Origin of the sequence: Paraburkholderia ultramafica (assembly GCF_902859915.1) — a bacterium.
Lineage (GTDB): Bacteria > Pseudomonadota > Gammaproteobacteria > Burkholderiales > Burkholderiaceae > Paraburkholderia > Paraburkholderia ultramafica.
The window spans coordinates 18,700-31,283 of sequence record NZ_CADIKK010000053.1; the positions used below are offsets into that span (position 1 = coordinate 18,700).

Genomic DNA, 12,584 nt, shown 5'->3' on the forward strand with positions numbered 1-12,584 from the left:
AGCTCGAATGTTAGATCAGGGTTAACAAAATAGATCTGAGACGTTGAGTTCAGGAGCCGAGATTTCAATTCCGTTTGTCTTCTTCTGGAGATGCAAAATGAGAAAAAGCAGGTGGATTCAGTCGGGTATTACATTAGGATTACTGACTGGTGCAGTAATTTTCCCAACCCTTCAAGCAAGCGCAGCGCCTCAAGGCAACATGGAACTGTTGCCGACCGGCCAGTTCATCTCCCCCAGAGCCATTCCGGGGGCCGTCCAGCAGTTGCTGAACCCGCAACTTTCGGCCAAGCCGACCCAGGTGGTCAGCGGTGCCATCAAGTCGCAGCTCAGCCCGGACGGCAACACGCTGGCCGTGATCACCGCCGGCTACAACACCGTCTACACCGGCGCGAACAACAGCACACTGGACAACGCAGACTCGACCCAGTACATCTTCATCTACGACGTCTCGGGCGCGAACAAGGCGAGCCCGAAGCTGGTGCAAGCCATTCACCAGAACAACGCGTTCGATGGTCTCGCCTGGAACGGCAACCAGACCCTGTACGGCACCGGGGGCGCTGACGACACGGTCTATGTGTACAACCGCGCGTCGGCTGTCCCGTCGGCCCAATGGGCCCAGACCACGGCCATCGCGCTGAACCACACCAAGGGTATCGGCTCGGGCGTGAAGCCGAACGCTGGCGGCCTGGCTGTCTCTGCTGATGGCCGGACCCTGGTCGTTGCCAACAACTACAACGATTCGATCTCTATCATCGACACGACCTCGAAAACGCTCGTGTCGGAATATGACCTGCGTCCGTTCAACACGTCGGGCCAGCAGGGCGTCGCCGGCGGTGAATACCCGTGGGCGGTTTCGCTGAAGGCCGACGGCACGGCGTTCGTCTCGTCGGTGCGTGATCGTGAAGTCGTGGTGTTGAATCTGGCGAACCCGGCTTCGCCGCAATTCATCACGCGCATCCCCGTGAAGGGCAATGCCTACGGCATGACGCTCTCGCCGGACCAGTCGAAGCTCTACGTCGCGGTGTCGAACGCCGACCAGGTCGCCGTCATCGATACCGTCAGCCACCACGTCGAGAAGACAATCGACATCGCCAGCCGGTCCGGCGACGGCGACGACCAGGGCAGCGGCAACAACAAGAAGTACAGCGGCCGCGATACGGTCAACGTGACCGTTTCGAAGGACGGCAAGACGCTGTATGCCGTCAACAACGGCGACAACTCGATCGCCGTGATCTCGCTCGACGGCAACTATGGCTACCATGTCAACGGTTTGATCCCTACCGCCTATGCGCCGAAGGACATCACGCTGAGCGCCGATGGCTCGCAGATGTACATCATCAACGGCAAATCGGTCACCGGCCCGAACCCGCTCTACACCGCGGGTACCAGGGCACAGTACCAGTTCGGTCTGGAACAGAGCAGCCTCGTCAGCGCCCCGGTTCCGATGGGCGATGTGCTTGCCCGGCTCACCACCCAGGTGGACGAGAACAATCACTATTCGGTGAAGGAATCGGATAGCGATCGCGAGACGATGAACTTCCTGCGCGCTCGCATCAGGCACGTGATCTACGTCGTCAAGGAAAACCGCACGTACGACCAGGTCCTCGGCGACCTCGGCAACGGCTCGAACGGCGATCCGACGCTGACGATGTTCGGCAAGGCCACCACGCCGAACTTCCACAACATAGCCACCAATTTCGTCACGCTCGACAACTTCACCGATCCGGGCGACGGTTCGATGGACGGCTGGTCGTGGGTGCAGCATGCGCATGTCACACCGACCGAGGAAGTTTCGCAGCAGGAGAACTACGCTGGCGTCAGCCGCGGCATGGCATATGAATCCGAAGGCAGCAACCGCGGTCTGCCGGTTGGCCTCGCGACCACCGCCATGCGCGACTTCGCCACGAATGGCAAGTACACGAGCGCTACGTCGGCACTGCCGGGCGGCGCGGCCAACGCGCTGCCCGGCATCGCCGACGTGACGGTGCCGGATGCGCCGTTCGGCTATCAGAAGGCGAGCATCTACGACGCGATTCTGCAAGCCGGCGGTTCGGTCCGCAACTACGGTGGCATGGTCAACAACGTCGGCACGATCGGCACGATCGCCAACCCGCTGCTCAACCCGGCCGGTACCAACAACGTCCAGGCTCATCCGCTCAAGCCATCCCTCGTGAACCTGACGGACCAGTACTACCGCGGCTTCGACCAGGCCTATCCGGACACCTTCCGCGAACTCGAATGGAACCGCGAGTTCCAGCAGTACGTCGCGAATGGCCAGCTCCCGTCGTTTCAATTGGTCCGCATGGGCTCCGACCATACCGGCAGCTTTGCGCAGAACGTCGGCCAGATGGGTTCGGCTGAGCAGCAAGAAGCCGATAACGACTTCGCGGTTGGCAAGCTGGTCGAGACGGTCGCGCACAGCCCGTATGCGAAGGACACGCTGATCGTGGTGGTCGAGGATGACTCGCAAGCCGGTTCCGATCACGTTGACTCGCACCGCTCGACCGCTTACATCGTCGGCGCGTATGTGAAGAAGCACGCCATCGTCAGCACCGCCTACAGTCAGGTCAACGCGCTCCGTACCATGGAAGACGTGCTCGGTACCCAGCACATGGACCTGAACACGGCCTACGCCAAGCCGATGGCCGACGTGTTCGACACCAGGTCGGACGGTAGGTGGACGTACACGGCCGCTGCTTCGACGATCCTGAAGGGCACGAACGTGGGCAACGTGGCCAGCGGCATCGACGGCAACCAGTTTGCCCAGGGTGAAGACATTCATCCGCTGCATGACGCGACGTACTGGGCGAACGCGACGAAGGACTTCGACTTCTCCAAGGAAGATCGTATTCCGCCGGATCTGTTCAACCGTGTGCAATGGAAGGGCGTGATGGGCGACAAGCCGTATCCCGTCCCGCACTCGATCTACTCGAAGGTCGCGGCTGACGGCACGAAAACGGTCGCCGCTCTCGACGACGACGACTAAGCAGGTCGTCGCATAGTCAGGCTCGAGCGCATCGGGCAGGCTTGCATTGCCTGATGCGCGAGATGCGAAGTAGCCAGTCACGGCGAGCAGCTGTCCATATGAACGGCTGCCCACCGACTTTCTCACCACCGCATACAACAATAAGCAGCACCGCGTGAAGCTAATGAACGTACCCAGGTCCAGAACCGCAATTGCCGTGTCGGCGCTATTTGCCGCTTTGTCGTTCGTCCATGTGGCGAAGGCTCAACAGGTTCAACAGGGACAGCCTCAGCAAGCACAAGGTCAACAGACGCAAGCCCCACAGACGCAACCTGCGGGCTCGCTGGGCGAGGTGTCCGTCAACGCTGCGACGGGCGCGGTCGCGCGCGACCATAACGTCAACGACCCATACCAGGTCACGGGCGTCAGCAAGACGGGCACCGTGCTCGGCGACCTGCCGATGAGCGTGCAGGAAATTCCGCGCGGGCTGCTCACCGAGCAGGGCGCGACGAAGCTGCAGCAGGCCGTCAGCAACGCGAGCGGCGTGAGCGTCGGCGGCACGGACGCCAAGGGATTCTTCGATCACTTCGTGATTCGTGGCCTGCAGGCACAGGTCTACACCGACGGGTTCTCCGACGGCGACCAGGTGAATGGCGTCGTCCATTCGCTGAACGGCGTCGAGCGCGTCGAGATTCTCGAAGGGCCGGGTTCGTCGCTGTTCGGCAGCGGGCCGCCCGGTGGCACGATCAACATCGTGCACTACACGCCGTCCCCGCAGCTTCATTACGGCGCCAATGTGCAGGCCGGCTCGTTTGGCACGGTGACCGGCAGCGCGTACGTCACCGGGCCGACGGACGTCCCCGGTCTCAACTATCGCGTCGACGCGACGGGCGCGAGCTCGGACGGCTTCCGCGACCTCGCGTACTGGAACAAGGAGATCCGGACGGCACTTCAATGGAAGCTCGGCGACCACAAGTTCGACTTCTCCATCGAGGCGCAGGACACGCGCTCCACGCCGGATTCGTACGGCCTGATCTATCTGAACGGCGCGCCGATCCATAGCGTTCCGATCGTCGCAAAATATTCGACGCCGTTCGCGTTCGCGCGCTCGAACTACGTGCGCCCGACGCTGACCGACGCGTGGCGGGTCAGCGATTTCCTGACGATCAACAACCGTCTGTCGTTCCTGCATCGCAGCCTCGAGTTCGACGGCAACGGCGACAGCTCGAGCACGAAAGTCGTCGGCGAGGAGGTCGTTCACCGGCAGTTGCGTCAGCAAGACGATTCGGACAACACGGTCGACTATCAGCTCGAGCCCGTATGGAAGTTCAAGACGGGCAGCGTCGGCCACACGCTGCTGACCGGCTTCGAGTACATGCATCAGACGATCAATACCGATCGCGCGACGGCGGACCTGCCGAACATCCCGGACGTGTTCGCCCCGGTGCCGCCCGAGACGTCGATCGCGAATCTCACGTTCCTGTGCGATTCCAGGCACTCGTGCGACAACGATCACCTGGTCGGGAATTTCTACAGCCTGTACGCCACCGACCAGGTGGACGTGACCGACAAACTGAAGCTTCGCGCCGGCCTGCGCAAGGACTGGTGGGACACGTCGCTCACACCGAACATCACGGTCCCCGGACGCGTCGACAACGAAGGCGAGCCGGTACTCGCGGGCCACACCTACACACGAAACGACGCGCCCGTGAGCTGGAACATCGGCGTGCTGTACAAGCTCACGCCGTGGATGTCGCCGTATTTCGGCGTCTCGCGCAGCTACCTGACGAATTTCAACTCGGAAGACACGCAGACGGGCATCGGCGAGCCGGAATCGGCGCTGCAATACGAAGCGGGCATCAAGTTCTCGTTTCTCGATGACCGCTATGTGCTGAATACCGCGCTCTTCGATGTGTCGCGTAGCAACGTGGCTTCGCCGCTGACGCTCAACGGTATCGAAACAGTCGTGTTCGACAGCCAGAAAACGCGCGGCGCCGAAGCGTCGCTCGATGCGACCATCACGCGACAGTGGCACCTGATTGCGAATTTCACCGCGCAACATGCCTATGTCACGAGCAATCCACAAGGCGTATCGGCCGTCGGCAACAATCCGCAGGACGTGCCCGCGTACATGGCGAACCTGTGGACCACCTACGACTTCTCAATTTACGGCGTGCCCGGCTTTCATGTCGGAGCCGGCGCCAACTACATGAGCCGTGTCTACAGCGACATCAGGAATATCAACTCGGCTCCTGCCTATGTGATCGCGAATGCGGCGTTCGGCTATCGGGCGCAGCACTGGGGCGTGGACCTCAACGTCCACAACCTCACCAACCGGCGGTACTTCGTCGCCGCGAACATGGCGGGCGCTTACGTGGGCGACCCTTTAAGCGCATACGTCACCCTGCACGCGGATTTTTGAGGAGGATCGAACATGTCGATGGACACCCTGTTACGCGTTGCCCAACATTCCGGCGGTGTGCTATATGTGATCGCCACGCTGCTATTCGTCTCTTTGACCGTCGTCATCGAGCGCGTGTGGTTCCTGCAGCGGGTCGCGCGCGACGCGCAGGCGGCGCTTGCCGAGCTGGACCAGCACAAGGCGCTGAACGCGAGCGCGCTCGCGGCCTGGGCTCAACGGCACGACGGGCTGCCGACGGGCAGCGTGATCGCAACCGCGGGCCGGCTCGCCGGACGCGCCGATCGCGACACGCTCGCCGCGAGCCTCGAGGAAGCGGTGATGCGCGAGGCTCCCCGCATCGACCGCTTCCTGTGGGTGCTCGATACCGCCGTCACGCTGGCGCCGCTGCTCGGGCTGTTCGGCACGATCGTCGGCATGTTCGACGCGTTTCAGGTGCTGTCGAATCCGGGCAACGCGCCGGTCCAGGTGACGGGCGGCGTCGCCGAGGCGCTGATCGCGACTGCGTCGGGCCTGTTCGTTGCGATGATCGGACTCGTGTTCTTCAATGGCCTGCATAGTCGCGTGCGACTCGTCGTGCATCAGCTCGATACGCTGAAGACCGCGCTCGTCAATCGCCTGACGAGCGACATCCCGGATGTCCACGTCGCGCGGGAGGCGGAAGCCGAAACCCCGCACGGGGTGATCGGGTCGCCCGCCCGGCAAGGAGCATGACGTGAAGTACTTCGAGGCACGCAAGGCGCGCATCGAGATCATTCCGATGATCGACATCATGTTCTTCATGCTGGTGTTTTTCATCATGATCACGCTGCACATGATTCCGAACGCAGGCCTGCGGACGCAGCTGCCGTCGGCCGCGAGCGCGCAGAGCCTGCCGCCGCCGAAGGTGACGGTGACGCTCGCGGCCGACGGCAGCGTCTCGGTCGACGGCCGCACGCTCAGCGCGGCCGATCTGACCGCGCTGCTCGCGAAGCGCCCCGATCCGGCGCATACGGTGGTGACCATCGCGGGCGCCAGGGACGCGCAGTTGCAGAAGCTCGTGAACGTGATGGACGCGTGCCGCGCGGCCGGGGTTACGCAGGTGTCGCTGGCCGCGCAACCGGAAATGGTGGATTGACATGTCGTCGATGCCGACCGACGCACAGCGTGCACCGCATGTCGGCACGCGCGCGCCGCTCTATGTGTCGGCCGTGCTCGCGCTGGCCGTCGAGGCGTTGCTGCTCGCGGGCGTCGGCGCGTGGCTGATTCATCCGCGCATCACTGCGCCGAGGCAGCCCGAGCCGATGACGATCACGCTAGCGCCGCCTGCGGTCCCGGTGCCGAAGCCCGCGCCCATCCCCGCGCGCGAAGTGTCGAAGCCGGTGCCGAAACCGGCCGTGCAGCCGCGTCGCGCTCCTGCGGTGCATCAGGCGCGCGGCGCGCACGCGGCGCCGCCGCAGCCGGTCAAGCCACCGTCCGTGCCGGCTGCGGGGCCGGACACCATGCCCGCACCGGGAGACGCGCCGGCCGAACCCGCCCCCGCCCCCGCACCGCGTCCCACGCCAGCCGTCGCCGCTCCGGCCCGCCCCGACGCGAGTTTTGAGGCCGCGCTGCGCGCCGCGATCGAAGCGGCACTGCGCTATCCAGAATCGGCCCGCATGGAAGGGATAACCGGGCGGACGCTCGTCGGGTTCGTCTATCGCGACGGCGCAGTGTCCGACATACACGTCGTGACGTCCAGTGGCATGGGCCTGCTCGACCATGCCGCGCTCGTGGCCGTTCGCGACGCCGTGTGCCCCCCTCCGCCGCATGGACTCGAGGGCAAGAGCCTGCCCAAGCAACTATGGGTCGATTTCTCGCTCGACAGTAAGGGGTGAAGACGGCACTGTCAAGTTGACGAGCGTAGGGTACATTTCTGCTTCAAGAGTAGTTAGTTATCCTTATCCCAGACCTCAATCCGGATGAGTTGGTGTGGAGTCACGTCAAGCGCACAGGCGTTGCGCGACGCCCTCTGCAAAAAGGCGAAAAGCTGGGTCCGCAAATTCACGAGCAGCTTGCACAAACTGGACGCCATCCAACGCTCGTGCGCTCCTTCTTCAGGCATCCATCTGTCCGCTATATTTCTGACCTATGGTGCGACACGTGTCGCTGTCAGCCGCGCGTCAAGTGGCATGTATTGGCGGTAAAGCCCGCTTTTTTGTCTTGTCCTGGCAGCTTACCGCGATACCATGCGGCTGCTTCTTCAATTTGTCGAACAGCGGCTGCACCGGTCACCTGAGCGCCTCGCACTCAGCGATCTTGATGCGCCGCTGATCCTTGAGTTCCTCGTTCACTTCGGGCGGAAATCGGTAGCCGACATAAGAAATGGCGTCGGTGGCAGGTGTGTTGTGTTGCAGCGCAGTTCGTTTCATACCCGAAATTCTCGCCGCAATCCCGTCAACATGCCAGCAACTCTCACCTACTTCACGCTGCGTCGCCATCCCGGTAGCCCGTACCTCGGCCTGCTGCAATTCTTCGTGAACCACCGGCGCTTCCTGCGCAGTCGGCGGTTCGAGCGTAAAGGCAGGATTCCTTGCGAACTGATGACCGGCCAAGACCATTCACACTGGCTCACGTTGCTCGGCCTCGGACCTCTTCAGTTCCAGCAACCCTGAATGTCGTGAGAGGGCTCGACGCATCTCCGCAGCATCGTCCCTGTCTCTTTCCAATACCCCCATCCGAACCAAGCCGTTGGTCAGCGTGTGAGTGACAATTGCCGCCCATCGGCGCAAAAATATGTCCTCAGGCGACGACTTAACGGTTGCTTTCTTCGTCGCACTCGATGCTGAATCAACGATCAACGAATAGCGACGCTGACTGGTGATTTCAGATACTGGCCTAATGGATGCCTCTGTGAAAATATGTCGTCGCATGACGATATATTTTTCATTGCCTTCCTGCATGACACGCAAGCGTCATATCAATTCCGTAAAAAGTCTCAGCGTCGAACGTGAGCACATCCAATGTATCGCTGTATCAAATTCCGGCTTGCAGGCTGCAATCATTGGTGAGATGGATTGCGATTCCCCTTCAGGAGTATTTCAGTGAAGAACTTGACATTCTTACCAGCGCTGCTTGCGTTTGGCGTGGCGGGACAAGCATCTGGGCAAACGCTAGAGAATTCTGCTCTGCCGACCTATCAGGTTGGCACTCAGACAGATGGCTCTGTCGTTACCTCGGTCAACCAGGTCATCACCCCTGCCGGGACGCAGATCCCATTGCCGCAGACCCGTGTCAACGCCGTCGCGATTCGACCAGACAACAAGACGGCCGCCGCACTGACCATGGATTCCGGAGCGCCGATCCGGATCATGAATCTGGCGACTCGCACTGAAATCCAGGAGTTCGTACCGCAGGGCGGCACCAGCGGTGCCATCGCCGGGCTGCTCTACTCAGCCGATGGCAAGACGCTGTATGCCTCGCAGGACAGCGGCAACATCGTAGTTGCCACTGTCGCGGCAGACGGAACCCTTTCGTCAAACACCGTCATTACGGTTCCGAACAACGCGGCGTTCAACAATAATGGGCATACCGTGCCGAACAACGCCGGCTTGGCGTTGTCTGCTGATGGCACCAAGCTGTATGTGGCGATCAATCGGTACAATGCCCTCGGCGTCATCGATTTGACTCAGCAGAAGTACGTCGGACAGATCGCCGTCGGCAACGCGCCGAACAGCGTCGTCGTGGTGGGCGACAGAGCGTACGTCAGCAATGAAGGTGGCCGGACGGCTACTTCAGGTGACTTCACCGTCAACTCCTCCGGCACGAACATCGTCGCCGATCGTGAGACCGGCGCCGCCGCTACCGGTACGGTATCGGTGGTCGATCTCAACAACGGGCGGACGATTCAGAACATCTCCGTTGGACTTCACCCGACGTCCATGACGGTCGACGGCCCCTACCTGTTCGTCGCCAACACCAACAGCGACTCGGTTTCGGTAATCGACACGCGGACGAACTGGGTCGTGCAGACGCTTCCCATTCGGCCATTCGACGGTGCAACGTTCGGCAGTTCACCTAACGGTCTGGTGATGACGCCGCAAAAGAAGCTGTACGTCGCGCTCGGAACCAACAATGCGATCGCGGTCTACGACTGGCAGGCTGCGAAGGCTGCCGCAGCCGCCGGCGAACATGCTTTCGGTAACGGCGACCGCGGCCAATTCGGCCTCGATGGACTGATCCCGACCGGCTGGTTTCCGGGCAGCATTGCCTACAACCCGTCGACCAATCAACTGCTCGTCGGAAACGTGAAGGGCACCGGTTCGCTCGGCGCGCAGAGACAAATCCTCGATCATGCTGGACACAGCGCCTATGCCGATTCCGGAACCGCTTCGGTGATCCCGGTGCCGTCGAACGACACATTGGCGAGCTACACGAAGCAAGTCTTCAAGAACAACGGCTGGCACGGCGACGACGGCAGCGACCGGCCGAACCAGAATGCTCGTTCGCATGCAATTCCGAATGTCATCGGTGAGCCGTCGCTGATCAAGCACGTCATTCTCGTGGTGAAGGAAAACCGCACCTACGACCAGGTGTTTGGCGATATCGGCCGTGGCAACAGCGATCCGTCGCTCGTCGATTTCGGCACCAATGTCACGCCGAACCACCACGCGTTGGCCACCCAGTTTCCGCTGCTCGATAATTTCTACGTGGGAGGCCGTCAATCCGCGGACGGTCACCAATGGATCGTGCAAGGAATTGCCCCCGACTACATCGAAAAGGGCGGTGCCGATTTCGTGCGCAGCTATCCGTATAACGGTGGCGACAGCATGGTCTATGGTCCAAAGGGATTCCTTTGGAACGCCGCGCTGAAGAAGCATCTGTCCGTTCGGGTCTACGGCGAATATTCGGATCAGGAAACGGTGCAGTCCGGGTACAGCTCCGGTAGCTGGCAAGACTGGTATAACGACTCGCTTATCCTCGAAGGCAAGAAGCAAGGTAGCCTTCACGTGCCGATCGGCGGCTTCTATCAGTCGACGCAGATCCCCTCGCTCAACGCCCTCCTCGACCATCAGTTTCCGGGCTTCAACACAGGTATTCCCGATCAGTACCGCATGGATATGTTCCTGATGGAGTTCAAGAAATTCGTTCAGCAGAACAACCTCCCGCAGCTGATCATCATGACGCTGCCCCAGGACCACACGGGGGGAACCGCGGCTAACTCGCCCACGCCGCAAGCGGACGTGGCGGACAACGACCTGGCGATCGGGCGGCTCGTCGACGCGGTCAGCCACAGCCCGTTCTGGAAAGACTCCGCGATCTTCATCGAGGAGGACGATGCACAGAATGGCGTGGACCACGTCGATGGCCACCGTTCGCCGGTGCTCGTGGCGAGCCCTTACGCAAAGCGGAAAGGGTTCATCGATCACACGTACTACACGCAGATCAACGTCGATCGCACGATCGAGCACATTCTCGGTATTACGCCGATGACTCAGTTCGATCAAACGACGACGCCGATGTCGACTGTCTTTACGGACTACCCCGACTTCACTCCGTACACCGCGCTGCAGAATCAGATCCCGTTGAATCAGATGAACCCTGGTTCAATAGCTGAGTTTGAGATCGAACGCGCGTGGTCCCTGGCGTCCACGAAGATGTTTGCGGGTAAGCAGGCCAAACCCGATTCCGAGAACCCGAATATGCTCAACCACGCAATCTGGTATTCGGCTACTGGATTCAAGCGGCCTTATCCGGGTGAATCAAAGGTGTTGATGCCGTTGGCGGTGGCGCAACAGGCTTCGACCGCTGATGATGATGACGATTGAGCGCTGTTAGCGTTCAGCTGGGGCCACCGGCCCCAGCTTTTATGAAGCGCCTTCGGCAACATGCTCATGAAGCTCAAGAAGGCTTTGTCAACCTGGCGAAACCGCCGACAAACAGATGCCACTCCGCAGCCGTTTTCGGGCGCCGACATGGGCTATGCGTCTGGTTTTCCCGCACACGGAGCAGCAAATTCCCACCTTCGCATTGAAAATTTTCGGGAATTTCGTCAGGTTGACAAAGCCGGTCGACGGCTACAGCTGTTTGCAGCGATACCTTTAGACTTGCGCAAATTTCATCCGAACGGTCGGATTCTTGAACTGCTGACGGAGGAAGTCATCGAGCATCTGGTGTTTGACCTGATAGAGGGTGCGGCGGGTCTGCCTGGCGATCTCAGCGAGACGAATCCACACGAGTACGGCGCAGGCGATGTGATTGCGATGGATGCGCGCTTTGCGGCATTGGCAGCGCTCGATCCCGGTCAGTTGTTTGGCTTCGCGATGAAACTGCTCGATCTTCCAGCGCAGGCCGCACGCGTCTTGTGTGGCCTGCGAAGAAGTCCTGAGTGAAGTCGTTAGGGGCGACCGAGTCCGTGCGGTGTGTCGACACTTCAACCTGGAACAGCTTCACCTTGTGATGTTTGGGAGAGCCTTTGATCTTGATGGTTTTGCCATGCGCGAGAGCGCTTGCATCCCACTCCAGCGAATCGACGCGCCGGTACGGGGATGTTGCGCCGGAGTCGTCCACCTGCCGGTTGGCGCGCAGCGGGCAGTAGTAGATCTTCTCCGGCGACTCGATGAACAGCATCAGATCGCGCGTGGCATACCAGGTGTCCATCAGGACCCGACAGAACGGCAGGCGTTTATGATGAACCAGGTTGGTCAGTATGTCGCGCACGTGATCCAGTTTCGTCTTGCCGTCGCGCGATGCAACCTTCCTCGTGAGCCGTGATCTGTTCACGCACGTTGTCCCATACGAGACGCGGTGTCATCTTCTCGTTACGCAAAAACCGGTTGATGGCATCGTGGCTCATATCTTCAACATGGTCGGCGAAGTTCGTCAGCGTTTGGTTGCTCGGGCTCACCAGCAGGTACTGGCAGTAATCCAGGCGGGTCGGGCGTTTCGTCATGCCCCCGACATTACGAACCCTGGCTTCGCCTTGGGTTTACGTCGCGTCGTAACAATTCGTTTCCGCGCTCAGGCGTGACTTTTTGCGTAAGTCCTAACCTTATTCCATGAGAAGAAATTGTATGGCTTTGCGTCGCGTAGCAACGGCGCTGCTGGTGGCTGGATTGATCACCGCGCAGGCAGCACAGGCCCAGGTGACCCTCAACTTCGTGAACGCCGATATCGACCAGGTCGCCAGGGCGATCGGCGCGGCAACCGGCAAAACGATCATCGTCGACCCGCGTGTGAAGG

General features: G+C 60.9%; 8 protein-coding genes and 2 pseudogenes. 9 read left to right on the plus strand and 1 reads right to left on the minus strand.

Translation table 11 applies throughout. The annotated features are described in order from the left end of the window. Positions 1 to 199: 199 nt before the first annotated feature. From HV744_RS33405 to HV744_RS33440, 8 genes and pseudogenes are all read left to right on the plus strand, one after another. Positions 200 to 2,986, plus strand: a complete 2,787-nt coding sequence (locus tag HV744_RS33405; RefSeq protein WP_246279316.1) for a bifunctional YncE family protein/alkaline phosphatase family protein — start codon at positions 200 to 202, stop codon at positions 2,984 to 2,986. Positions 2,987 to 3,149: 163 nt separating this feature from the next. Further along, on the plus strand, positions 3,150 to 5,387 hold the full coding sequence (locus HV744_RS33410) for a TonB-dependent receptor (protein ID WP_175153583.1): 2,238 nt from the start codon (positions 3,150 to 3,152) through the stop codon (positions 5,385 to 5,387). Between the two features lie 12 nt (positions 5,388 to 5,399). Continuing rightward, positions 5,400 to 6,098: a MotA/TolQ/ExbB proton channel family protein gene (locus HV744_RS33415; protein WP_175153575.1), complete on the plus strand. Its 699-nt coding sequence runs from the start codon at positions 5,400 to 5,402 to the stop codon at positions 6,096 to 6,098. Position 6,099: 1 nt separating this feature from the next. Beyond that, a complete protein-coding gene (locus HV744_RS33420) occupies positions 6,100 to 6,501 on the plus strand; it encodes an ExbD/TolR family protein (protein WP_175153576.1) in 402 nt (133 codons plus the stop codon). A gap of 1 nt (position 6,502) precedes the next feature. Further along, positions 6,503 to 7,240, plus strand: a complete 738-nt coding sequence (locus HV744_RS33425; RefSeq protein WP_175153577.1) for an energy transducer TonB — start codon at positions 6,503 to 6,505, stop codon at positions 7,238 to 7,240. 68 nt (positions 7,241 to 7,308) lie between these two features. Further along, positions 7,309 to 7,488: pseudogene (locus HV744_RS33430) on the plus strand (IS630 family transposase); the annotation flags it as partial. Positions 7,489 to 7,591: 103 nt separating this feature from the next. Further along, a complete protein-coding gene (locus HV744_RS33435; protein WP_175153578.1) occupies positions 7,592 to 8,017 on the plus strand; it encodes a hypothetical protein in 426 nt (141 codons plus the stop codon). Positions 8,018 to 8,446: 429 nt separating this feature from the next. Further along, complete coding sequence (locus HV744_RS33440; RefSeq protein ID WP_175153579.1) at positions 8,447 to 11,170, plus strand: bifunctional YncE family protein/alkaline phosphatase family protein; 2,724 nt, start codon at positions 8,447 to 8,449, stop codon at positions 11,168 to 11,170. Positions 11,171 to 11,443: 273 nt separating this feature from the next. On the opposite strand, the pseudogene HV744_RS33445 reads toward HV744_RS33440, so the two are convergent. Then, positions 11,444 to 12,294 (minus strand): annotated as a pseudogene (locus HV744_RS33445) (transposase). Positions 12,295 to 12,415: 121 nt separating this feature from the next. Here HV744_RS33445 and HV744_RS38350 point away from each other — a divergent pair. Further along, positions 12,416 to 12,584 (plus strand): hypothetical protein (locus HV744_RS38350; protein WP_175153580.1); only part of this gene is annotated, 169 nt, incomplete at its 3' end.

Coding starts and splice junctions, on each gene's coding strand:
- HV744_RS33415 (WP_175153575.1), top strand. CDS start 5,400: ATGTCGATGGACACCCTGTTACGCGTTGCCCAACATTCCGGCGGTGTG.
- HV744_RS33435 (WP_175153578.1), top strand. CDS start 7,592: ATGCGGCTGCTTCTTCAATTTGTCGAACAGCGGCTGCACCGGTCACCT.
- HV744_RS33410 (WP_175153583.1), top strand. CDS start 3,150: ATGAACGTACCCAGGTCCAGAACCGCAATTGCCGTGTCGGCGCTATTT.
- HV744_RS33425 (WP_175153577.1), top strand. CDS start 6,503: ATGTCGTCGATGCCGACCGACGCACAGCGTGCACCGCATGTCGGCACG.
- HV744_RS33405 (WP_246279316.1), top strand. CDS start 200: ATGGAACTGTTGCCGACCGGCCAGTTCATCTCCCCCAGAGCCATTCCG.